Here is a 23,734-nt window from a genome sequence, read left to right as displayed (position 1 = left end):
GGCGCTCCGCTCAGGCGAGACGTTGGGTTCGGAGATCGGGTGAGAGGGTGCGGCGCCAGTCGGGCAGCAACTCGTCGATGAGCGCCTCGGTCTCCGGGGCCATCCCACCGCCGTAGGGGTGGGAGGCCGCGCGGCGCACCAGGCCGTCGACGACCGCCCGCAGCCGGACCGGCTCCCCGGTCGCGTGCGAGGCGCGGAGCAGGTCACGCCACAACCCCTCGTCGTCGGCCGCGAGCAGCAACCCGGCGCGGGCCGCCGCGACCGCGCCGTACGGGTCGTCGCGCCGCAGCCTGATCTCGCACAGTTGGTGCGCCGCGTCCGCCACCCAGGCCGTCACGTCGTACTCCAGCGGGTCGGCCGCCAGCCAGGCGTACCGGTCCGGCGGCCTGCCGCTCAGCAGCGGCCCGCGCACCAGCCGCAACGCCCGGTTCAGCAGGTCCTCCTCGACCTCGCCCGAGGAGGACGTCCCGGCCCACTCGCTCGCCTGCCGTACGAGGTCCTGGAACAACCGCCAGTCCGTACGGATCTCCGGCCCGAGCCGCAACCGCCCGGACCGGTCGGCGAAGAGATGGGGACGCCCCTCGGAGTCGCGGCCGAGCCATTCGGCGACCCGGGCGATGGTGGCGTCGCGGACCGCGGTCTGCACGCCGCGCGGCCACAGCACCCCGGCCAGGACGACCGGATGCACGCCGTCGGGATGCGTGGCGAGGTAGACGACGAGTTCGTGGGCGAGGGCGGCCCGGCCCTCTTCGAGCGGATTCACCGGGCTGATCTCGATCGGGCCGAGGACGCGCACCTCGATGGCCGGCGGCTCCTCGCTGAGCCGCTCCGTCACGGGGGTGAGCGGCTCGCTCTCCTGCCGCAGCGCCGTCCGGAACAGGCCGACCACCGCGTCGTAGTGCCTGCGCGGCAGCAGGTGTGCCTCGATGTCCAGGCCCAGGGCGTCGACGCGGGTCCGCCCGCCGTCGGTGATGTCCCACTTCCAGGTGGCGTGCGGCACCGCGCCCGCGATCACGAAGCCGGTCGCCGTACGGGTGCCCTTGCCGAGCAGGGCCAGCCGGCGCGCCTCGTCCTCGTCGGGCCGGATGGCCGACAGCAGGTAGTGCGGGGTGTAGGCGGGATCGGCCACCCGGCTGTGCACACGGCCGGTGAGCACGTCGCCGTCGTGCCGGCCGCGCTCCTCGAACTCGGGCAGCACCTCGGCCAGGCTGCCCGCCGTCCTGATCCGCTCGGGCGCGAGCAGGGCGAGTTCCTCGCCGAAGCCGACGAGCGTGAGGCGCATGTCGTCGGACCAGCGGTTGGTGGCGAGTTCCACGGCGAGCGCGGACAGGGCGGCGACGGTGTGCGCGCCGGTGATCGCGATGATGCCGTGGGCGGCCTCCAGGTCGACCAGGACCCGGCCGCCCTGACCGGTGCCGAGCGAGACCAGTCCGGGGTAGGGCGCGGGCACCCCGGCGAGCGCGTGCTCGTCGATGCGGCGCCCCTCGTGGGCCGGGAGCCGCCAGACCTGCCCGCCGTCGCAGGCCTCCCACGGCTCGGGCGCGTCCTGCTCGGCCGGGTGGATCCACAGGTCGAGGCCCCGGCTGGACAGGTGGACGGCGTAGATGGTGGGCGGCCGCCTGCCGGAGTCGGCCAGCAGGCGGCCGAGCAGCCGCAGGCCGATGTCGAGCATCCGGCTGCCGGGGGCGTCGGCGCCGAGGCGGATGGCGACCTCGGCCTCGGCGGCGTCTCCGCGTGGCCGTGCGATCCGCCGCCCGAACGCCCTGCGCCACAGTTGCTCCCGCCGCCTGCGGCCGAGCAGGGCCAGCAGCCCGGCCGCCGCCAGTGACGACGCCGCGAGGTAGTCGGCGAGCACCGGCCCGCCCCGCTGCCCGTCCTCACCGGGCCCGTCCTTTTCGGGCCCGCTTCCGTCGTGGTCGCCGGCCGCCGCGGCGGGTGCGCCGTGGGCGTCGGCCGTCGGACCGGGCGAGGGGGCGGACGACGAGGCGGACGGGGACGCGGTTGCGTGGTGACCGGGCGCCGTGGCCTCGGCGACGGGCCGGACATGCGTCCGAGGCTGCCCCTCCTCCCGCGCGGACCCCGCGCCGGGCTGGTCGGCCGCTCGCCCGGATGCCTGCTCGCTCGGGTGCTCGGTGGGTCGTGCCTCTCCCACGGCGGCCGGCTGGGCGGTGGTGGTCGTGATCGGCCGTGGCGTCCGTGACCCCTCGGCCGTCGCGTGCGCGTCCGGCGTCGAGGCCTTGCCGGTGGCGTGCGCGTCCGGCGTGGTGGCCTTGCCGCTGTGACCCGGCGAGTGCGCGGCGGTGGGATCCTGCGGCATCGCGGGCGGTGGCAGCACGACCCCCGGCTTGCCCGGCTGAGGGGTCACCCTGCCGGGCTCGTGCCGTGCGTCGCCCTGATGCTGAGTGCCCTCCGGCCTCGGGGTGGCGGGCCCGGCCGTCGGCGGAGTGTGCCGCACGTTCCCGCCCGGCCCGGCCGGGGTGTCTCCCGAGCCCTGGTCCGGCAGCGTCGTGTCCCTTTCGCCACCGGCCGAGCTGCCGTGGGAACCGGTTCCGCCGGCCGAGGCGCGCGGGTCGGGCGTGGCGTGCGAGCGCTCCTGGGCGCCGCCGGCCGTGTGGTGGGGAGTGGGGCGGGGATGCGCGCGGACGTCGCCCTTGGTGTCCGTCTCCCCAGCGCCGCCGCCGTAACGGGTGGTGCCGTCGAGTTCTGCGGGGGCGTTCCGGTGCTCCCCAAGGATCTCCGGCCGGTCCTCGTCGACGGGCACGACGTGGACGTTCCTCGCGTCGTCCGGCATGTCGAGCACCCAGCCGGGGCGGATGAGGTCGGCCATGTGGAGGCGACTGCCGTCGGGCTGCTCCTTGTGCTGGTTCAGCTGGTAGATCTCCGGATAGCGGCGCCCGTCACCCAGGCACTTGTCCGCGATCTCCCACAGGCTCTCGTGGTGACGCCCGTGCGGGGGCTGCACCACGTAGACCTTCTTGACCTCCCTGGCGTGCAGGGCCGGCCGGTCCGCTTCGGTCTGGGGCACCGGCGCGGACAACACGGTGGCGGCGGCGACCGTCTGCGGCTTGATCACGACGGGCGCGCCCGCGCGGGCGATGGGCACCACCGCGGCGGTCGCCGTGAACAGCAGCAGGACGGCGCCGACGAGGCGGTTCGCGAGCGCCTGGGTGCCGCCCGACAACGGCACGCGGGCCGGCATGCCGACCCGGCGCAGTCCCGCGTACACCTCGACGACCACGCACAGGAACAACTGCAACCAGGCCAGCCACACCAGCAGGACCAGGATCGCGATGACCGTTTCCGGGCCGACGTGGTCGGTGAACAGATCGAGGTTCAGCAGGTCGCCGCTGATCGGCGGCCCGGCCAGCCTCAGCAGCGCGTACGGCACGCCGCCCACCAGGCCCACGAGCGCGATGAACGCCCCGATGCCGGCGAACACGTCCTTCGCCCCGCGCCTGGGCCGCGGCCGCGCCGTCCGGTCGTCGCGCCAGTGCTCAGGGGCCCGCTGTGGTGCCAGCACGGACGGCATGCCCTCGGGACGCGGTCGCGGTCCCCGGCCGGGGTCCTGACGGACGGCCTGGTAGTAGTCCTGGCCGGGAGCGTGGCCGGACGACGGGCCGGGAGCGTGGCCGGACGACTCGCCGGGAGCGTGGCCGGACGACTGGCCGGGAGCCTGACCGGACGACTGGCCGGGAGCATGGCCGGACGACTGGCCGGGAGCGTGGCTGGACGACTGGCCGGGAGCGTAGCCCGTACGGCCGGGCACGCCGCGCGACGGCGCGGCGGCGCGGTCCGGCCACTGCGTCTGCGCCTGGGTCTGCCCCTGTGTCTGCCCTGCGGCTTCGCGGGCGGAGTGCCGGCCCTGCGGTGTGGACCTGTCCGTCATTCCTCCCCCGGATCCGGTGCGGCCGTGGCCTCGGCCTCCATGTCGGAGCCGGCGAAGCCGAGCGCGGACAGGAAGAAGGCGTCCCAGTGGACCGCCACCCCCACCGTCACCTCCGCCTGGCCACCACCCACCGTGCAGTCGGTCATGCGTACGCCCTCCGCGTCGCGGCCCGTGGTGATCTCCTCGGCCCGGCCGCACACCGCGCCGTCGTCGGCGAGCAGGCGCACCTGGCCGGAGGCCCGCAGGGTCTCCTCGTCGATCTGGTCGGCGGCGGCGCGGGCGGCCTGCTCGGCGATGTCGGCCGCCTTCAGCCGGGCGTTGATGGCCGCCCCGCCGTCGACGAGCAACCCGGCCAGCAGGAACACCGCCCCTGAGAACAGGACCACGAACACCGACATGGAGCCCCGCTCCGCCGCTCTATGCCGTACGGCCCGGCGTGTCCGGTGTGCACGACGCGCGCCTCCACCCGGTGATCCCGGCCGCAGGGCGGCGCCCGGCGCCGGGCCGGAAGCCGGTGCCGAAGTGGAGCACGATGCCGGGGCACGGCCGGATGCCGAGGCGACAGCCGATGCGGCGACGGCCGGTGCCGACGCGGCATTCGGCGCCGGAACAACGCCTGGCGCGAGGGCGGCGGCCGGCGGGGCGGCGGGGCGGGAAAGAGGGATCATTCCTGCACCCTCCGGAACCGCTCCAGCGGCACGACCGAGGTGCCCGACATCCGCTTGGCCGCGCCGAAGCCGAGGACGGCCAGATCGAGCTCGCAGGTAACGGTGGCGCGGACGACCGCGAGATGGTCGTCGGTGCTCATCTCCCACTCGGTGCCCGACATGTCGACCTCCGGGGAGCACTCGCCGGAGAGGGCCGATTCGGCGGCCTCCTTGGCGGCCGACTCGGCCTCCGACCGCGTGCGCTGCACCGAGGCGGCCCGCGCGGCGTCACGCGCCGCCCCGTTGACCTCTCCCTGCGCCTCCACGATCCGGCCCGCCGCGACCAGGAACAGCAGGAACAGCAGGAAGAGCGGGGCGAGCATGACCGTCTCGGCCGTCATCGAGCCCCTCTCTCCTTTCCTGGCGAGACGTGGAGCCCGGGCGAGTCCTGGGGCCGGGGTGGAGCGGAGCGTCATTCGCACCCCTCCGAGCCGTCGTCCGGGCGGAAGCACTCGACGGGCCCGCCGAAGCGCGAGGTGATGTGGATGGCCATCTCGGGCAGCAGCGGCACCACCAGTACGGCGTCGCCGGTGACCTCGATGCCCCGCTGGTCGCCCTGCTCCCAGGCCTTCGCCTCGGCGTCGCGCAGCAGTTGCGGGCCGATCGCCTGCACGATCTGCCGGGCCTTGCCCTCCGCGGCGTCCTGCCAGCCGTCGGAGGAGCCCGCCGTCCTGGCGACGCGCGCGCCCTCCCGCGCGGCGGCGTCGGCGACCTGACGGCCGTGGAACCAGAGCGCGACCTGGACGATCAGGAAGACGACCACCAGCACGATCGGCATCAGGATGGCGAGCTCGATCACCGTCGCGCCCCGCTCACCACGCCGCTCGCCGCGCCGCTCAGCGCCCCACTCGCCGCGCCGCTCAGCGCCCCGCTCAGCACGCCGCTCGCCCTGCCGCCGCGGCACGGAGCCGTGGGGTCCTTCGGCACGCGACCAGGGAACGGAGCCGCATGGCCCGCCGCCACGCCGCCCGGGTACGGACCCGCACGACCCGCCACCGCACAACCCGCCACCGCACGACCCGCCACAGTGCCGCCCGGGTACGGACCCGCACAGCCCGCCACCGCACAACTCGCCACCGCACAGCTCGATGTCACTCCGTCCGGGATCGGAGCCGCACGACAGGTCAACGAGCCGTCCGGGACCGGGCCCGCACGGCTCAGTGGCACGCCAGGGACAGGGGCCGCGTGGCACGCGGCCGCGTCCGCCCTGCACCCTGGTCACCCGCCGCCGCCGGCACCACCGCCGCCACCGCCACCGCCACCGCCGCCACCGCCGCCGAAGCTGTTCTGGATGTCGGCCTGCCGTCCCTCGACCACCGACTTGATCAGCGTCGCCAGGCCGAGCGCGACCCCGGCGATGATGGCGGTGATGATCACCCATTCGACCGCCGAGGCACCCCTGGACGGAGCGGTCCTGGCGCGGTCGAGCCGTACGTGGAGCACGGCGACCAGATAGTGAAACCAGAGCATCAGGCCCCCAACATCTTCATGGCTGCCGGAAAGGTAAGGAAGATCACAAAACCCGCGCACAGCAGGAGCTGGGCGACGAGCATGGACTGGGACCGCTCGCCCGCCTTGCCCTCGACCTCCGCGAGTTCGCGGCGGCGCAGGGTGGCGGCCCGTGCGGTGAGTGACGAGCGCACCTTGGCGCCGTCGTCGGCGACCAGCCCGAGGGCGGCCGAGAGGTCGCGCAGCTCGTCGACGTTGATCTCGTCGCCGAGCTGGCCGAGCGCCTGCCACGGGGTGATGCCGACGATCCGGGCGTTCGCCAGTGCCTCGCGGATGCGCTCCATGGCCCAGTTCGCGCCGGGGGCGGGCCCGGCCGCGTTCCCGGCGCCACTCGCCCCACCGCTCACACCGCCGCTCACGATGCCGGTCGAGGTGCCGGCGACCGCGCCGCTCGAAGCGCCGTTCAGCGTCCCGTTGAGCGCGCCGGGCGTGGCGGCGGGGCTGCCGACGGAGACCGCCATCATCAGCGCCTCCGGGACGCCCCGGCCACCCGCGAGGTTCATCGCCACGAGGTCGAGGAAGGCCCCGACCGCGTGCCGGAAGTCCCGGCGCCGTACGGCGGCGTCCCGCTTGAGCTGCACGTCGGGCAGCAGGAAGAAGATCACGCAGACGATCAGGGCCGACCACAGCGGCACCTGCAGCGAGACCCCCCACTCCATCAGCGCCAGCCAGCCGACGAGCAGCGGAAACGCCAGCAAGCCGGAGACGCCCAGCAGCAGCTTCGTCGCCAGGAAGCCCTCGAACGACCTGCCGAGCAGCGCGAGGTCGGCCTTGACCGAGCGCGCCTCCCAGCCGCGGCTCTCGTAGAACCGGGCGAGCCGGACGCCGAGCGTACGGCGGAACTCGCTGACGTCCTCCTCCGGCGCGATCAGGGGAGCCCGCGGCACGCCCGTGCCGTCGCGGGCCTGGTCGAGCGCGGCGAGCCGGGCGAGCAGGCCGGGCCGGGGCGGGAACAGCGCCCGCAGCAGCAGGAAGATCCCGAGCCCGAGCACCACCCCGGCGAGCACGGTGTTGATCACGGCGTCCTCCCTTCGGCCGCGAGACCACCGGCGGTTCCTCCGGTGGGGACCGGCCGCGTCTGGGAGCGGGTCTGCGGTGGAGAGATCTCGGCCCGGGGGTGCGGGGCGAGGATCCGGGCGGGCTTGTCGAAGCGGGCGAGCCGCCGCATCCACGCGAAGCCCGCGCCGAACAGGCCGGCCACGATGACCAGCACGGCCTGGCCGAGCACGGAGTTGTACTCCTCCACGTAGGACCGGTTGAACACGACGAGCGCGCCGGCGAAGACGAGGGCGGTGCCGACGACGATCTGCACGCTCTTGCGGGTGGACCTGCGCTCGGCCTCGACCCGGCGGCGCATGTCCAGCTCCTCGCGGGCGGAGACCGCCAGGGCCGACAGCACGTCGCGCAGGCCCGGCCCGCGCAGCCGGGAGTTGAGGATCAGCGCCGCCACGACGAGGTCGGCCGAGGTGTCGTCCAGCTCGTCGGCGAAGATCCGCAGCGCGTCGGAGAGCGGCATCCTCATGTGCAGGCGGTCGACCATCGACCGCAGATGGGGTTGCAGCGTCGGCGACGCGGCCCGGATCGACGAGGGGATGGCCTGCTCCAGGCCGGCCGCGCCGGCGATCGTGTCCCGCAGCGACTCGGTCCAGGCCGCCAGGCCCTCCAGCCGCTTCATCGCGGCCCGCTCCTCCGCCGCGCCGCCGGTGAGTCCGCGCCAGGCGATGACCAGCAGTACGGCGCCTGCCGCGATGACCGGCCACCCCGTCACCACCAGGACCAGCACCCCCGTGATCAGGGCGACCGCCAGCCTGGTGGACAGCGTGCGCAGCAGCGCCGTCCGCTTCGCCCTGCCGTCGGGGGCGGCGGGCCGGGGACGCACGCCGTACAGGGCCAGGGCGAGCAGGAAGATCCCGCCGCCGGCCATGGCGCCGGGCAGCAGCACCAGCGGGTCGAGCAGGTCCGGGGGCACGGGCAGCAGGCCGCTCATCGCCACGCTCCCATCGCCGGGTCGTAGCCGTGGGCGGCCAGTTCGTCCGCGCAGGAGATCGGGGCGTGCGGCACCACGTAGCCGCCCGCCATCGCGAACACCTCCGAGGACAGCACCCGGCCGTCGCAGCCGGTGACCTCGCGCACGCTGGACACGTAGCGGCGCAGCGTGCCGCCCCGGTGGTAGTCGTTGCGCTTCTCGATGAACACCACGAAGTCGATGGCCCCGGCGATGAGCATGTGGGTGGCCTCGATGGGCAGCCGCTCCACGGCCTGCAGCGCGTAGGTCGCGATGCGGTTGAACACCTCCATGCTGGAGTTGGCGTGGATCGTCGACAGCGACCCGTCGTTGCCCTGGGTCATCGCGTTCAGCATCGTGACGATCTCGTCGCCGAGCACCTCGCCCACGATCACCCGGGAGGGGTTCATGCGCAGCGAGCGGCGCACCAGCTCGGCCATCGTGATCTCCCCCTGCCCCTCGGAGTTGGGCAGGCGGTGCTCGAAGGCCACCACGTTCGGGTGCAGCTCGGGGAACTGGTCCAGCCCCAGCTCAAGGGCGCGTTCCACCGTGATGAGCCGCTCGGTCGGCGGGATCTCGTTGGCCAGCGCCCGCAGCAGCGTCGTCTTCCCGGCGTTCGTCGACCCGGCGAGCATGATGTTCTTGCGCGCCGCGACCGCGGCCGTGAGGAACCTGCCCACCTCGGGGGTGAGCGTGCCGTTCCCGACGAGGTCGGAGAGGAAGACCTTGCCGAGGCGGGACCGGCGGATCGACAGCGCGGGCCGCACGGTGACGTCCATGACCGCCGAGAGCCGCGAGCCGTCCGGCAGGCGCAGGTCGAGCTGCGGGTTCGCGGTGTCGAAGGGCCGCGACGAGAGGCCCGAGTAGGCCGCGAGGATCTGGATCAGCTCGACCAGCTCCTCGTCGGACTCCGCGACGGGATCGTGCATGATCTCCTGGCCGTCGGCGTAGCTGACGAACACCCGGTCGCACCCGTTGATGTCGATGTTCTCGACCTCGGGGTCGTCCAGCAGCGGCTGGAGGCGGCCGACGCCGAAGAGCGCGGCGTGGATGCCCGCCGCGAGCGCCTCCTCCTCCTCGGCGGTCGGCGGCGTGCGCCCCACGCCGATCTCGCCGCGCGCGAACTCCTCCAGCACCTGGGCGATCAGCGCCCGGGCGAACTGCCGTTCGTCCTCCCCCGACATGGGCGGCAGGCCGCTCGCCTGGTCCAGCCGCCGCTGGTGCGCCAGACGGTCGCCGACCTCCTGCCGGAACCGCTTCACCAGGCCGTGGTCCACGGTCCGCCGCTGGGCGTTCATGCCGCCCCCTCGCCCGGCCCGCGGGAGCGTCCGGTCCGCCCGGCGTGCCCGGCGGTCCGCGCGATCATGACCGCACCTCCGGGGCCCGTCGCGTGAACCGGCCGCCCGGCTGCCGCCGCGCCGCCTGCGAATCGTCCTCGCCGCCCGCGAGGTGCGTGGCGAGGCGGGTGGCCAGCTCCCGCGCCGTACGGATCAGCATGCTGCGGTCGAGTTTGCCGCCCCACTGGCCGCGCAGCAGTTCGGCGCCCTTCGGGTCGTGCGCCAGGCCGCCGACGAAGGCGACGTCCCAGCCGGACACGATGCGCCGGATCTCCTCCAGCGACGTGCGGTACGACCGGGGGTCGGCGATGACGACGACGCCGGCCTTGCGGCCGAGCAGCGACAGCCGCTCGCGCAGGTGGGCGACGTGGTCGAGGCTGGCCCGCGTGAACAGCACCACCAGGTCGGCCTCGGCCATGAGGTCGTTGATGGGGGCGTGCAACCCGAGGCGGCCGCAGTCGGCGAGCACGTCGGCCTGCGGCAGGGCGGCGAACGCCCGGCCGAGCGGCCCCCACAGCCAGGTGAGGCCCGCCGCCTGCTCGCCGCTGGTCAGCCCGGCCAGCACGTCGAGACCGCCGACGAGCTTCTGCGTGTGCTCGTACACGAGATCGGTGTGGAGCCCGCGCCGCGCGACCGCGCCGAGGCTGAGCAGGCCGCGGCCGGGGTTGAGCACGCTCCCGTCGGCCCCGGGCAGGCGGTAGGCGAGGTCGCCGCCGGACGGGTCGCACTCGGCCAGCAGCACCGGGCGGGGCCACACCGCGCCGAGGGCCGTCGCCGCGGTGGTCACACCGGGCGCCCCCTTGTCGGCCGCGAGCACGATCAGCGCCACGTCACTTGACCCCCGGAAGCGAGATGAGGGCGATCTCCCCACTGGAGGCGTACTGGGCGATGGTCGGCGCGATCGTGGTGTCGACGACGATCGTGACCAGCCCGCCGCCGGACCGTCCGGAGGAGATGCTCTCCACGCGGGCGGCGGTGGTCAGCACCTTCTGCTGGGCGGTGACGGAGCCGCGGCCGGCCGTGGGCACGTAGACCACCTGGACGATCTCGCTCCACCTGAGGTCGCCGGGCATCTGTCCCGCCTTGAGCGAGAGGCCGACCTTGGCCTTGCCCGGCCCGACCTGGTCGCTCGAATTCGAAGTCATCTGCTGGGTGAGCAGCGTGCCCGGCAACAGCGTCACCGCGGCGTACGTCTTGGCCACCTCGTCCTTGTAGCGGTAGGCGACGTAGTCGATGCCGGTGTCGGCGATCTGCACCTCTCTGAGGGCCGATGCCGGGATGCGCTGCCCGGCGCCCACCTGCTGGGTGATCTGCACGGCGGAGACGCGGTCGCCGCTGCGCATGACCAGAAGGGTGGTGGCCAGCGCGCCGCCCAGGATGAGGAGGACGGCGAGCGCGGCGAGGGCGGGCTTGCGCTCCCTCGGCGGGACGGGCAGTTTGCGGGAGGCCGGTCCGGACAGGCCGGGCCGGGCCGCCGCGCGAGCGTCCTGCGGCGTCTTCTCGCTGATCCTCATGGGTGGGGGACCCCCAGGATGACGGCGCCCCTTCTGTTTTCGGGCCGCTTGATTGTAATTACGGTCTTACCGTTGCTCCGAATTCACTCCATTATGGCCAGCTCCCGCCGCCATAAGTGGCGCGAAGTGGCGACCCATGCTTATCCGTTAGGAATACGCCTGTCAACGGGAGTCGATCTATCGCCATATCGACACAAGGCTTTACTATCCCGACATTTCGTGATAGTAACTGACCACTTCTTCCCCACTTGTCGCATGGTTCACAGCCGCATCTCGGGAAGCGCGGCCGGGTCCGCGCCGGGCATGTCTCCCGGTCCGTCACACGTACGCCGGATGACAGACGCTTTTACCTATTCCGGGAAACGCCCAGATGAGCGGCGGGCGCGCGGCTACGGTGTCCCGCGGGAGAGCGCCCGGACCCGAGGCGGCACCGGAGCGGACCTCGGGAAAGATCTTCACGGGACCGCCCCGGGATGAAACGCTTTCCGGAGTTCTCCGCCGCACCACCGCCGTCTGGGAGTCTGCGCATGCGGGTTACGCTCACCGTGGTCACCGAGCACGGCCGCCGGGACGTGCTGGTCGAGGGAGAAGGGACCGCCACGGTCGCCGCCCTCACCGGCGCGCTCACCGCCATGCTGGAGGGCGCGTCCGCCCGGCCCGCCAACGTCGTACGGCTGCCGCGCGCCCGCGCGCCGTACGACATGGACCGGGACCGGCCCGCCAGGCCCGCCGTCGGCCAGGAGACGAGGCTCTGGGTGGACGGCCGGCCGCTCGACCCCGACGCGGTCGTGTTCGGCCTGCTGCGCGACGGCGACCTGGTGGCCCTGGACGGTCACGCCGCGGCCGCCACGGTCACCGAGGAGCCCGGCGGCCCGGCGGAGTTGCGCGTGGTGGGCGGGCCCGGCGCGGGGGTGGTCCACCGGATCGGGCTCGGCGCGCACACGGTCGGCGCCGATCCCGCCTGCGCCATCTCCGTGCCCGACCCCCGGATGCCGCCGGTCGCACTGGTCGTCAGGCTCGCCCTCGGAACGGCCACCGTGGAGCCCGCCGGACCGGCGTCCGCCCCCGGCGGCGAACCGGTCGCCCGGCTGGAGGGCGAACCGGTCACCGGGGCGGTCGAGTGGCCCGCGGGCGGCATGCTCTCCTGCGGCGGCTCCGTGCTCTCCCTGGGCCCCGTGCGGCCCCCGGACGCTCACCTCGACGCGCTGCAGGACGGCGGGCTCGCCTACAACCGGCCGCCGCGCCTGCAGCGGCCCGAGCGGCAGCGGCGGTTCACGGTCCCGGCCGAGCCGAAGCGGGGCGAGGGCATGCGGCTGCAGCTGCTGGCCGCGATGCTGCCGGCCGTCCTCGGGGTGGTCATGGCCCTCGTCACGCACACGTGGTACTACCTGCTGATCGCGTTCATGACGCCGCTCATCATGATCGGCCAGTGGGTGAGCGACCGCAGGCACGGCAGGAAGAAGCACCGCCAGGCGATCAAGGCGTACCGCGAGCGGATGGCCGCCTTCGAGGCGGAGGTGGCCCGCGCGGTGCGGCAGGACGAGGAGGCCCGCCGCCAGGGCGCTCCCGACCCCGCCGAGGTGCTGCTCACCGCGACCGGGCCGCGCCGCCGCCTCTGGGAGCGCCGCGTGCACGACCAGGACGCGCTGCGGCTGCGGATAGGGCTGGCCGACCTGCCCGCCGACCTGGAGTTCGAGCCGGAGACCGGCACTCCCCCCGACGCGGCCCGGCGGGAGCCGCCCGTCTGCCACGACGTGCCGGTCGCGCTCGTCATGCGCCGCCTCGGCGTCGCGGGCCTGACCGGGCCGCGGGAGGTGGCCCTCGGCTGCGCCCGGTGGCTCGTCGGCCAGGCCGCCGCCCTGCACAGCCCGCGCGACCTGGCCGTCGTGGTGCTGTCGGCCAACGCCGACGGCGCCGAGCAGTGGAGCTGGGTCCGCTGGCTGCCGCACTGCGCCCCGGACGCCGCCCGCGGGGGCGCCCTGTCGTCCGACTGCGCCGCGCTCGTCGGCGCCGACCCCGAGGCCGCCGCGCGCCGTGTCGCCGAACTCACCGCCCTGGTCGCCGAACGCCTCGACAGCGAGAACGGCTCCGGCCCCTACCCGGGGGCGCCACGCGGCGCCCGCCTGTCGGGCGGCCCGGCCGGCTGGGACGACCTGGGGCGCGGAGGCGGGAACCGGTCCGCCGAGCCGGCCTTCACGACCTACGACGAGCGGCCGTTCGACGTGCTCGTCGTGCTCGACGGCGCGCAGGTGCTGCGCGGCCTGCCCGGCATGCCGCAGGTGCTGCGGCAGGGACCCCGGGCGGGGGTCTACACGATCGCGATCGACGACGACGAGCGGCTGCTGCCCGAGGAGTGCGCGACGGTCGTGTCCTGCGACCCCGCCGGTGGCGTACGGCTCCACGGCGGCGGCCTCGACCCGATCACGGGCATCCGCGCCGACCGGGTCTCGCCGTCCTGGGCCGAGCGCCTGGCCCGCGCGCTCGCCCCGCTGCGTGACGTCAGCCGCGAGGACCCCTCGGCCGCCCTGCCCGACGCGGTCCGCCTGCTCGACCTGCTGGACGTCTCGCCCGACCCCGCCGCCCTCGCGGAGCGGCAGGGCCGTACGACCCGGGCCCTGATCGGCGTGGGGCCGGAGGGGCCGTTCGAGGTGGACCTGAGCAGGGACGGCCCGCACGCCCTGGTCGCGGGCACGACCGGCGCGGGCAAGTCGGAACTGCTGCAGACCCTGATCTGCTCGCTCGCCGTGGTCAACCGGCCCGACGAGATGACGTTCGTGCTGATCGACTACAAGGGCGGCGCCGCCTTCAAGGAGTGCGTACGGCTCCCGCACACGGTCGGCATGGTGAGCGACCTCGACGGCCACCTGACCCAGCGGGCCCTGTCGTCGCTGGCCGCCGAGATCCGGCGCAGGGAGCGCCTGCTGCTCGACGCGGGGGCCAAGGACATCGAGGACTACCAGCGGTCGCGGGGGGCCACCTGGGTCCTCGGCAGCGGCGGCGTCCGGCGGACGCGCGGCGGCGGGATCTTCGCCGCGCCGGTGCCGGAGAGCGCCGGCAGCAAGAGGGACCTGCCGCCGCTGCCCCGGCTCGTCCTGATCATCGACGAGTTCGCCGCGCTGGTGGCGGAGCTGCCCGACTTCGTGGACGGCCTGGTCGACATCGCCCGCCGGGGCCGTTCACTCGGCATCCACCTGATCCTCGCCACCCAGCGGCCGGGCGGCGTGGTCACCGCCGACATCCAGGCCAACACCTCGCTCAGGATCGCGCTGCGGGTGACCGACGCCCGTGAGTCCGGGGACGTCATCGACGTGCCGGACGCCGCGCACATCTCCCGGGCTACGCCGGGCCGCTGCTACGTGCGGGCGGGCTCGGCCACGCCGGTCGCCGTGCAGACGGCCAGGATCGGCGGGCGGACCCCCCATGCCCGGGTCCGCGGCAACGGCGCGGCCGACGGCGGCGCCGAGGACGTGCGGGTGCTCGACCTGCCCTGGCCCGCGCTCGGCCATCCCCTGCCCGCCCCGCCCGCCCAGGCGGGGAGCGGCACCGACCTGGCCCTGCTCGTGGACGCGCTGCTGGAGGCCGGGAACGGGCTGCCCCGCCAGCCCAGTCCCTGGCTGCCGCCCCTGCCGGACCGGGTCGTGCTCGACGTCGAGGCCGCGGCCGCCGGACGGTCGGGGTCGTCGGTGAGGTACGAGGGGGGCGCCGGGGAGACCGGCTCCGGGAGCGACCCGCTCGACGGCGGGGCGCTGGCATCGGCGCCGCCGTACCGGCCGGGGATCGAGGAGGTGCCGCCGCTGCCGTTCGGCGTGACGGACCTGCCCTGGCGGCAGGGCCGGCGGGCGCTCGCGCTCGACCCGCGCCACGGCGGTCACCTGCTGATCGCGGGCGGCGCGCGCAGCGGCAGGTCCAGCGCGCTGCGGACGATCGCGGGGTCGATCGCGGCCGGCGCCTCCCCCGAGGACGTGCACGTCCACGCCGTCGACTGCGGGTCGGGCGCGCTGCTGCCGCTCGTCGCGCTGCCGCACTGCGGCGCCGTGGTGACGCGCGACCAGATGGACCGGGTGGAGCGCCTGCTGACCCGGCTACGCGCGGAGGTCGGGCGCCGTCAGCACCTGCTGGCCGAGGCGGGGTACGCCTCGCTCGCCGAGGCGCGGGCCGCCGCCAGGTCCCGGACCGACACCAGGCCGCTGACGGCCCGGGACCGTTCGGGCGTGGGGGCGCTGCCCTGGATGGTGCTGCTGCTGGACCGCTGGGAGGGGTACGTCGCGGCGTTCGAGAACTACGACTACGGGCGGCTGGTCGACGCGTTGCTGCAACTGCTGCGGGAGGGACCGGCCGTGGGGCTGCGCGCCGTGGTCACCGCCGACCGGTCGGGCCTGATCGGGCAGATCTCCACCGTCTTCGACGACCGGCTGGTGCTCCGGCTCGCCGATCCCGCCGACTACGGACTCGCCGGGCTGCCCGTACGCAACCTGCCGACCTCCATGCCGCCGGGCCGGGCCCTGTCGGTCGGCGACCACGGCCTGGTGGAGAGCCAGGTCGCGCTGCTGGGCGACGACCCCTCCGGCCCCGCGCAGGTGGCGGTCCTGCAGGATCTCGCCCGTACGACCGCGGCCAGGTTCGGGGGCACGACCGGGGGCACGACGAGCGGCGGGACCGGCGGCGGGACGGACGACGGGGAGGCGGGCCGTGCCTGGGTCTGGCCGTCGGAGCCCCCGCTGAGGGTGGACGCCCTGCCGATGCGCATCACGGCGGAGCAGGCGATGGACCTCGCTCCGGCGTTCGAGCCGCCGTCGGCGCTGTGGGCGCTGCTCGGCGCGGGAGGCGACGCGCTCGCGCCACTGGGCGTGGACCTGCAGGGCCAGGGCCCGGCGGCGGTGATCGCCGGACCACCCCGCTCGGGCAGGTCGTCCACGCTGGTCACGGCGGCACGCTCACTGCTTGCCCGGGGCACGCCGGTGCTCGTCGTGACCCCGCGCCGCAGCCCGCTGCGCGACCTCGCCGGGGCATCCGGAGTGCTCGCCGTGCTGGACGGCAACGCCAGAAGCGTGACCGGGGGCGGCGCCGACGAGTTCGGCGGCCTGCCCGGCGCGCTCGATCCGCTGGCCCTGGTCGCCGGGCACGAGCGTTATGTGGTGGTCGTGGACGACGCGGAACTGATCTCGCCCGACTCGCCGCTCGGGCTGGCCCTGGACGAGATCCTGCGCACCGGCCGGGACGGCGAGCACGGCCTGCTCGTCGCGGGGGCCACCGGCGACCTGGCGACGGCCTACCGGGGCTTCGCGGCCGAGGCGCGCAAGGGCAGGACCGGGCTGCTGCTCAACGTGCAGAGCCCGGCCGACGGGGACCTGTTCACCGTGCGGCTGCCTCGTGGCGCCGTGGGCGGGCCTCCCGGGCGGGGCCTGCTGGTCATCTCGGGCACCGCGACCCCTATCCAGTGCGCCGTCCCCCAGTGACCCCGTGCCGTGCGTGACCCTGTTCCCGACCCTGTGCCCGACGTCGTGCCGGACGCCGCGTGGGCGGCGTCCGGCGGTGTGACGAGGACGGCATTTCAGGTCTTTCCTGGCCCGAAGGCCGTCCTTTTTCGCGAATCGCCGGACGCCTCGTCAGCCGAGGCGCCCGGCGAGAGATCGCGCGGATTTCGTCAGCGGGTGGCGGACTCGATGTTGCCGCGGTAGGTGGTGATGACCCGGGAGGCCTCGTTGAGCTCTTCCGCCATTCGCTGGAACGCCGTGCGGTAGCTCTGCCAGGCGTCGTGGAAGCGCTGCGCGCCGGGGCCGGTCCAGGCGGTGCCGACCTTGGCCGCCTCACGGTCGAGGGCGGCCATCGTGGTGCGAACCTGGTCCGCCTGCTGGCTGAACTGCGCGGCCATGCCCTGCATCTCCGCGGGGTCGCCGCCGAGCAAGCTGTTACTCATTCAGTCACTCCTCCATCGACAAAGGGGCCGCCCTCACCGTAAAACGCATGTCAATCCTGTGAAGACCTTATGCCGAGCGGCTATATCGGAAGGCCAGGAGAATGTGGCTTTTCTGGTAGTTATTCCTCTTGGGCCGGGCCTTGCCAGGAGGCCCGCCGGGAGCCTGTGCGGCCACGCGCCCTCCGAAGGGGGACGACTCCGGCGCCCCCTGAAAATCCCTGCCCGGCGTAGGTCAGGGGTGCCCCTGGGGCCCCCGGCGACGAGGCGGCACCTCTACACTCCCAGGCAGGGTTCGCGAGCGCTGAAGGGAAGGGACATCCCGGTGCAAAAGGTCCTGATCGCCAATCGTGGCGAAATCGCCGTACGGATCGCCCGGGCGTGCCGGGACGCCGGCCTGGCCAGCGTGGCGGTGTACGCCGACCAGGATCTGGACGCGTTGCACGTGCGGGTGGCCGACGAGGCGCACGCGCTCGGCGGGCAGAGCCCCGCGGAGACGTACCTCGACATCGCCAAGATCCTGGCGGTGGCGGCGAAGACCGGCGCGGACGCCGTCCATCCCGGCTACGGCTTCCTCGCCGAGAACGCGGCCTTCGCCCAGGCCGTGCTCGACGCCGGTCTGATCTGGATCGGCCCGCCGCCCTCGGCGATCGACGCCCTCGGCGACAAGGTCCAGGCCCGGCACATCGCGCAGCGCGTCGGCGCCCCGCTCGTGGCGGGCACCCCCGACCCGGTGTCCGGTGTGGACGAGGTGGTCGAGTTCGCCGGGCGGCACGGCCTGCCGATCGCCATCAAGGCCGCCTTCGGCGGCGGCGGCCGCGGGCTCAAGGTCGCCCGGACGATGGAGGAGATCCCCGACCTCTACGAGTCGGCCGTACGTGAGGCGGTGACCGCCTTCGGGCGCGGCGAGTGCTTCGTCGAGCGCTACCTCGACCGGCCGCGCCACGTCGAGACCCAGTGCCTGGCCGACCGGCACGGCAACGTGGTCGTCGTCAGCACCCGCGACTGCTCGCTCCAGCGCCGTCACCAGAAGCTCGTGGAGGAGGCCCCGGCGCCGTTCCTCACCGACGAGCAGCTCGACCTCCTCTACTCGTCGTCGAAGGCCATCCTGCGCGAGGCGGGGTACGTCGGCGCCGGCACCTGCGAGTTCCTCGTCGGCCAGGACGGCACGATCTCCTTCCTGGAGGTCAACACCCGGCTCCAGGTCGAGCACCCGGTGACCGAGGAGGTCTCCGGCATCGACCTCGTCCGCGAGATGTTCCGCATCGCCGACGGCGAGCCGCTGGGGTACGACGACCCGGTGCTGCGCGGCCACTCGATCGAGTTCCGGATCAACGCGGAGGACGCGGGCCGCAACTTCCTGCCCGCGCCCGGCACGCTGACCTCGATGCGCGTCCCGTCCGGGCCGGGCGTACGCCTGGACGGCGGCTACGAGACCGGAATGAGCGTCCCGCAGGCGTTCGACTCGCTCGTGGCCAAGCTGATCGTGACCGGGGCCACCCGCCGGCAGGCGCTGGAGCGGGCGCGGCGGGCGCTGGCCGAGTACGAGATCGGCGGCATGCCGACCGTGCTGCCGTTCCACCGGGCCGTGGTGGAGGACCCCGCCTTCGTCGGCGAGCCCTTCTCCGTCCACACCCGGTGGATCGAGACCGAGTTCGTCAACGACATCCCGCCGTACGAGGCGACGGCGGAGGCCTCCGGCGAGCCGGCGGGACGCGAGCGGATCACGGTCGAGGTCGGCGGCAAGCGACTGGAGGTCGTGCTGCCAGCGGGGCTGGGTTCGTCCGGCCTCGGGGCGGACCGCCCCGAGCCCAGGAAGGCGGCGCCCAGGCGGTCCGGCGGGAGCGGCGCGAAGAAGGCCGCGGCGAGCGGCGACGCGCTCGTCAGCCCGATGCAGGGCACGATCGTGAAGGTCGTCGTCGCCGACGGGGACACCGTCGAGCCCGGCGACACGGTCATCGTCCTGGAGGCGATGAAGATGGAGCAGCCGCTGACCGCGCACAAGGGCGGCACGGTCACCGGCCTGGCGGCCGCCGTCGGCCAGACGGTCACCGCCGGGACCGCGCTCTGCGAGATCAAGGACGCCTGACCCGGCCCGCGATCACGGCGCGGAGCCGGGTGACGACCGCACGGTGACCGTGCGGTGTGGTGCGGCGATGGGGAACGATAGTTTCCTGTGGAGGAACCATCGCGCCCTGCCGTTCGTCCAGTAGGGCGAAGGAGGCATAAGCCGTGACCATGAAATCACCGCTCGGACGGGCAGGGGCCGCCCTGGCGGCTCTGTTCGCCGGGCTCTTCATCTCGCTCGCGCTCGCTCCGGCCGCGAACGCGGCGGCTCCGCCGGACCCGGCCACGGTCGTGGCGTCATGGAAGAACAGCAGTAATCCGCTCTTCGTCCAGCCCGGGTCGCCGCTCTCGACCGACCAGCAGAGCAAGATCCGCAAGGAGCTGGAGGACTCGAAGGCCAAGATCTACATGGTCGCGCTCCCGGACGGCACCGTGACCACGGCCCAGGTGAGTACGTACATCCCGCAGCTGATGACCGAGCTCGACAAGGCCGGGCGGTCGCGGGCGACCGTGGTCCTGCTGGACGGCATGAGCCTGTTCGCCGGCTCCAACGACCTGCCGAAGAACGCCGCGGGAGCGCTGGCCCGGCTGTCCACCAACGCCAACAGCGACGTGGTCAGCGGCATGCAGGACTTCGTCAACCGGGTGAACCTGGTGCACGAGGGTGATGTGAAGGGCGCCCGGGGCACTGGTTCCACCGTCGGTGGTGGAGGCGGCTCGGGCGTGCTCGTCGGCATCCTGGGCGTGGCCGTAGTGGGAGGTGCCGGTTTGTGGATCATCGGACGCCGCAACAAGCGCAAGCGCGAGGAGCGCGAGGCCGCCGAGCTGGCCGCCGTCAAGCAGACGGTCGAGGAGGACGTCACCAAGTTCGGTGAGGAGATCACCGCGCTCGACGTCGACGTCAAGATGCTCCCGCAGGCGGAGACGACGGGCGACTGGCAGCGCGCGCTCGACTCCTACGAGCGGGCCAAGACCGAGCTGGACGGGATCAAGCGGCCCGAGGACCTGCGTACGGTGACCTCGACGCTGGAGGACGGCCGCTACGCGCTGGCGTGCGTCAAGGCGCGGGTGAACAACCAGCCGCTGCCCGAGCGGCTCCCGCCGTGCTTCTTCAACCCCCAGCACGGCCCGTCGGTGCGCAACGTCCGCTGGGCGCCCCCCGGCGGCGCGGTGCGCGACGTCCCCGCCTGCGCGGCCGACGCCGAGGCGGTGGAGCGCGGCTTCGACCCGCAGATGCGCGAGGTCGTGGTGAACGGCCACCGCAGGCCCTACTGGGACGCCGGGCCCGCCTACCAGCCCTACGCGTACGGCTACTACGGCGGCTTCGGCGGCGACCTGCTGACCGGCATGCTCGTCGGCACCATGCTCGGCAACGCCTTCGGCGGCTGGGGCTACGGCGGCTACGGCGCCGGCTACGACTCCGGATACGCGGCGGGCGTCGAGTCCGGCGGCGGCAACGACTGGGGCGGCGGCGACTGGGGCGGCGGCGGTGGCGGCGACTTCGGTGGCGGTGGCGACTGGGGCGGCGGCAGCGACTTCGGCGGAGGAGACTTCGGCGGCGGCGGCGACTGGTAACGCCTGACGCGACATCGGACACGACCTCGGAAGGGGGCGGACCACGACGGTCCGCCCCCTTCGTCGTCGGAGACGTCCGGGAAGCCGTGCCATATGGATGTGCAACCGGTCGAAATTCCTGATCGCCTTCGAGTTGATCCCCAGCCCCACCGGGGTGGGAACCACGGTGGGAGTCTGGGTGGCGTAGTAGTCGGCGGCGCTCCAATAGTTCGGCGCAGAACTGGATGAACCGGCGTCGAGTCAGCTCGCTCGCCTCGTCGCCCGCCCGGCGATTATCGTGGCATGAACCCGCGTCCCGCCCGAGTCGAAGCGGCCGTCGTCGCCCGTGAGACACCGTCAGCGACTTGCAAGCGGACGTAAAGAGCGCGTGGGAGACTCGGGGCGTTCCCCCAGGAGGCCCCCCTTGCGCCGTTTCGTCCCCCTCTTCGTCGCCGTCCAGGTCCTGTCGCTCGCCTTCCTGCTCGCGGCCCTCTTCCCGTCCCCGGCGGACGCCGCACCCGTTCCGTACGCGGCTGGTGCGACGGCGACGGGTGCGCCGTGCACGCCGGGCAGCGGCGTCAAGCTCCGGGGCAGGGACCTCACCGAGGGCGGCACCCTCCCCGCCAACCTGCGGTGCGCCGACCTCACCGGCGCCAAGCTCGACGGGGTGGATCTCACCGCCAAGGACCTGACCGGAGCCGTCCTCCGCAAGGCGTCGCTGAAGGAGGCCGACCTCGGCCAGGTCCATCTCGACTACGCCGACCTGCGCGGGGCCGACCTGTCCGACGCGGACCTCGGTCAGTTGCGGGCGAGGAAGGCGGACCTGCGCGGAGCGATCCTCACCGACGCGGACGCCGTCCAGGCCGAGTTCCCGCACGCCGACCTGACGGGCGCCGTCCTCACCCGGGCCGTGCTCACGCAGGCCGACCTCACCGACGCCACGCTCGTGGACGCGGACCTCAGAGACGTGACGCTCGGCCAGGCCAAGGCCCGCAAGGCCGACCTCACCCGGGCCAAGGCCGGCGGGGCCAAGCTCGGCCAGGCCCACCTGGAGCACGCCGTGCTCAGGAACGCGGACCTGTCGGAGGCGGAGTTCACCCAGGCCGAGCTGGACGGCGCCGACTTCCGGGGAGCCGACGTCGGCAAGGCGTCCTTCATCCAGGCGAGCGACGTGAACCTCACCGGCGCCCGCGGCACGCCCGTGAACCTGCCGGACGACGCCGTGGCGCCCGGCCGGACCGGCGATGCGGAAGAGGACGCCCAAGTCGGCGTGGACGACGTCGTACGCGACGACACCGGCGACGATCCCACCGTGCGCCCGGGCGGCACGCGGGGCCCGTCACCGGCGGTGATCCTGGTCGTCGTGAGCGGGCTCGGGCTGATCCTGACGCTGGGCATGTGGGGCGTCGCGCACCGGCGCAGGCAGCGCTTCGCGGCGGAGATGGCGGTGGTCAGGCACGCGGCCGAGGAGGACGTGACCCGCTTCGGCGAGGAGATCGACGCCCTCGACTTCGAGATGAAGATCAACCAGATCAGCGGCCCGTCGCAGGAGTGGCGGGCGGCACTCGACGCCTACGAGGCGGCCAAGCAGGCGCTCGGCCTCGCCCGCACGCCGTACGAGCTGCGGGCGGCGGGCGTGACCGTGGCGCGGGGACGGGAGGCCCTGCGGCAGGTGCGGTCCCGGCTGCCCCACACGGGCGGAAGCCACTGAGCCTCGACGCGCTCAGACGCCGGGCCGCTCAGACCCCAGGCCGGTCAGGTGCCGGACCGGTCAGATGCCGGCGGTCAGGGGCGACATGAGGCGGCGGGCCGCCTCGGTGATCGAGCCGGACAGCGACGGATAGACGGCGAACGTGTGGGCGAGCTGGTCCACGGTCAGGCGGTGCTGCACGGCCACCGACACCGCGAGGATCAGCTCCGAGGCGCGCGGGGCGACCACGACGCCGCCGAGCACGATGCCGGTGTTGGGCCGGCAGAACAGCTTGACGAAACCGTCGTTGAAGCCCTGCATCTTGGCCCGGGCGTTGGTGGCTAGCGGCAGCTTGACCACGTTCGCCTCGATCTCGCCTGACTCGATCTGCCGCTGCGAGATACCCACCGCGGCGATCTCGGGGTCGGTGAAGATGTTCGAGGCGACCGTGGCCAGCCGGATCGGCTGCACGGCCTCGCCGAGCGCGTGCCAGACCGCGATCCTGCCCTGCATGGCGGCGACCGAGGCGAGCATCAGGACGCCCGTGCAGTCGCCCGCGGCGTACACGCCCGGGGCGGAGGTCCTGGAGACCTTGTCGACCTCGATGAAGCCGCCCCGGTCGAGCCGCACGCCGTTGTCCTCCAGGCCGAGCCCGGAGGTGTTGGGCACCATGCCGACGGTCATCAGACAGTGGGTGCCCTCGGCCGTGCGGCCGTCCTCCAGCGTGACGACGACCCCGTGCTCGGTGCGCTTGACTGAGGCGGCCCGCGAACGGCCCATGACGTTCATGCCGCGCCGCCGGTAGACCTCTTCGAGCACCTCGGCCGCGTCGGCGTCCTCGTTGGGCATCATCCGGTCGCGGGAGGAGACCAGCGTGACCTCCGACCCCAGCGACTGGTAGGCGCCGGCGAACTCCGCGCCGGTGACGCCGGAGCCGACCACGATCAGGTGCCCCGGCAGCTCCTCCAGGTCGTAGAGCTGCCGCCAGCTGAGGATGCGCTCGCCGTCCGGCTCTGCCCCGGGCAGCACCCGGGGGTGGGCGCCGGTGGCCACGATGACCACGTCGGCCCGGATCGTACGGTCGCCCGCGCGGACCACCTGGGGATCGACCAGCCGGCCGCGGGCGCGGATGACCTCGACGCCCTCGGCGGCCAGCCGGGCGGCGATGTCGCCGGACTGCGCCAGCGCCAGTTCCTTGACGCGCTTGTTCACGTCGATCATGTCCACGGCGACGCCGCCCGCGTCACCGTCGAGGCCGCCGTCGAAGCGGACCCCCACGGAGGCCGCGTCGAGGAGCGCCTGCTTGCGGGCGGAGGTGGCGATCAGGGTCTTGGACGGCACGCAGTCGGTGAGAACGCACGCCCCGCCGGGCCCTTCCTCCTCCACCACGGTGACCCGCGCCCCCAGTTGCGCGGCGACCAGGGCCGCCTCGTATCCGCCGGGGCCGCCACCGATGATCACGATCCTTGTCACATGCTCCATTGTCCCGCATCCTGGCTACGTATTCCCGGCGAGGGCCGCGTAACGGGTCAACTACTCGTATTTCTCTCG

Annotated in this window: 17 protein-coding genes; 4 read left to right on the top strand and 13 right to left on the bottom strand. The window is 73.9% G+C overall.

From position 1 onward, the window contains the following. Positions 1-10: 10 nt before the first annotated feature. From HHX40_RS06105 to HHX40_RS06060, 11 genes are all read right to left on the bottom strand, one after another. A complete protein-coding gene (locus HHX40_RS06105) occupies positions 11-3,886 on the bottom strand; it encodes a hypothetical protein (RefSeq protein WP_182879724.1) in 3,876 nt (1,291 codons plus the stop codon). Further along, the gene (locus tag HHX40_RS06100) at positions 3,883-4,284 is read right to left on the bottom strand and encodes a pilus assembly protein TadG-related protein (protein WP_182879723.1); all 402 of its coding nucleotides are present in this window, start codon (positions 4,282-4,284) and stop codon (positions 3,883-3,885) included. The genes HHX40_RS06105 and HHX40_RS06100 overlap by 4 nt, the downstream gene beginning before the upstream one ends. 266 nt (positions 4,285-4,550) lie before the next feature. Continuing rightward, positions 4,551-4,934 carry a TadE/TadG family type IV pilus assembly protein gene (locus HHX40_RS06095; protein WP_165900496.1) on the bottom strand — a complete coding sequence of 128 codons (384 nt, stop codon included), beginning with the start codon at positions 4,932-4,934 and terminating at the stop codon, positions 4,551-4,553. A 71-nt stretch (positions 4,935-5,005) separates the two neighbouring features. After that, on the bottom strand, positions 5,006-5,392 hold the full coding sequence (locus tag HHX40_RS06090) for a TadE/TadG family type IV pilus assembly protein (protein ID WP_310737959.1): 387 nt from the start codon (positions 5,390-5,392) through the stop codon (positions 5,006-5,008). Beyond that, on the bottom strand, positions 5,389-5,520 hold the full coding sequence (locus tag HHX40_RS36310) for a hypothetical protein (protein WP_259403298.1): 132 nt from the start codon (positions 5,518-5,520) through the stop codon (positions 5,389-5,391). The genes HHX40_RS06090 and HHX40_RS36310 overlap by 4 nt, the downstream gene beginning before the upstream one ends. A gap of 291 nt (positions 5,521-5,811) precedes the next feature. Continuing rightward, positions 5,812-6,063 (bottom strand): hypothetical protein, encoded by a 252-nt coding sequence (locus HHX40_RS06085; RefSeq protein WP_138460427.1) that lies wholly within the window; start codon positions 6,061-6,063, stop codon positions 5,812-5,814. Then, positions 6,063-7,121, bottom strand: a complete 1,059-nt coding sequence (locus HHX40_RS36305; RefSeq protein ID WP_310737958.1) for a type II secretion system protein — start codon at positions 7,119-7,121, stop codon at positions 6,063-6,065. Before HHX40_RS36305 ends, HHX40_RS06085 begins: the two co-directional genes overlap by 1 nt. Continuing rightward, entirely contained in the window at positions 7,118-8,089 is a 972-nt protein-coding gene (locus tag HHX40_RS06075) for a type II secretion system F family protein (RefSeq protein ID WP_182879722.1), read from the bottom strand. The genes HHX40_RS36305 and HHX40_RS06075 overlap by 4 nt, the downstream gene beginning before the upstream one ends. Then, the gene (locus HHX40_RS06070; RefSeq protein WP_111698300.1) at positions 8,086-9,405 is read right to left on the bottom strand and encodes a CpaF family protein; all 1,320 of its coding nucleotides are present in this window, start codon (positions 9,403-9,405) and stop codon (positions 8,086-8,088) included. The genes HHX40_RS06075 and HHX40_RS06070 overlap by 4 nt, the downstream gene beginning before the upstream one ends. Positions 9,406-9,469: 64 nt before the next feature. Beyond that, positions 9,470-10,273 carry a MinD/ParA family ATP-binding protein gene (locus tag HHX40_RS06065; protein ID WP_307801657.1) on the bottom strand — a complete coding sequence of 268 codons (804 nt, stop codon included), beginning with the start codon at positions 10,271-10,273 and terminating at the stop codon, positions 9,470-9,472. 1 nt (position 10,274) lies between these two features. Further along, positions 10,275-10,958 carry a hypothetical protein gene (locus HHX40_RS06060; protein ID WP_182879721.1) on the bottom strand — a complete coding sequence of 228 codons (684 nt, stop codon included), beginning with the start codon at positions 10,956-10,958 and terminating at the stop codon, positions 10,275-10,277. A 527-nt stretch (positions 10,959-11,485) separates the two neighbouring features. Between HHX40_RS06060 and HHX40_RS06055 the strand changes: the two genes are divergently transcribed. Further along, a complete protein-coding gene (locus tag HHX40_RS06055; protein ID WP_182879720.1) occupies positions 11,486-16,414 on the top strand; it encodes an FtsK/SpoIIIE domain-containing protein in 4,929 nt (1,642 codons plus the stop codon). 188 nt (positions 16,415-16,602) lie between these two features. On the opposite strand, the gene HHX40_RS06050 is transcribed toward HHX40_RS06055, so the two are convergent. After that, positions 16,603-16,875: a WXG100 family type VII secretion target gene (locus tag HHX40_RS06050; RefSeq protein ID WP_111698308.1), complete on the bottom strand. Its 273-nt coding sequence runs from the start codon at positions 16,873-16,875 to the stop codon at positions 16,603-16,605. A 322-nt stretch (positions 16,876-17,197) separates the two neighbouring features. Here HHX40_RS06050 and HHX40_RS06045 point away from each other — a divergent pair, with 322 nt between their 5' ends. The 3 genes from HHX40_RS06045 to HHX40_RS06035 all read left to right on the top strand — a co-directional run bounded on the left by HHX40_RS06045 (position 17,198) and on the right by HHX40_RS06035 (position 22,204). Further along, positions 17,198-18,961, top strand: a complete 1,764-nt coding sequence (locus HHX40_RS06045) for a biotin carboxylase N-terminal domain-containing protein (protein ID WP_182879719.1) — start codon at positions 17,198-17,200, stop codon at positions 18,959-18,961. A 149-nt stretch (positions 18,962-19,110) separates the two neighbouring features. Further along, a complete protein-coding gene (locus HHX40_RS06040; RefSeq protein WP_182879952.1) occupies positions 19,111-20,514 on the top strand; it encodes a hypothetical protein in 1,404 nt (467 codons plus the stop codon). 403 nt (positions 20,515-20,917) lie between these two features. Next, positions 20,918-22,204 carry a pentapeptide repeat-containing protein gene (locus HHX40_RS06035; protein ID WP_182879718.1) on the top strand — a complete coding sequence of 429 codons (1,287 nt, stop codon included), beginning with the start codon at positions 20,918-20,920 and terminating at the stop codon, positions 22,202-22,204. A 60-nt stretch (positions 22,205-22,264) separates the two neighbouring features. Here HHX40_RS06035 and HHX40_RS06030 read toward each other — a convergent pair whose 3' ends face one another. Next, the gene (locus HHX40_RS06030) at positions 22,265-23,656 is read right to left on the bottom strand and encodes an NAD(P)H-quinone dehydrogenase (RefSeq protein WP_182879717.1); all 1,392 of its coding nucleotides are present in this window, start codon (positions 23,654-23,656) and stop codon (positions 22,265-22,267) included. Positions 23,657-23,734: the final 78 nt, after the last annotated feature.

It is taken from the genome of Microbispora sp. H10949, assembly GCF_014161435.1.
GTDB classification, from domain to species: domain Bacteria; phylum Actinomycetota; class Actinomycetes; order Streptosporangiales; family Streptosporangiaceae; genus Microbispora; species Microbispora triticiradicis.
Note: the sequence above shows the minus strand (reverse complement) of the source record. Positions and strands in the feature narration are given on the sequence as shown.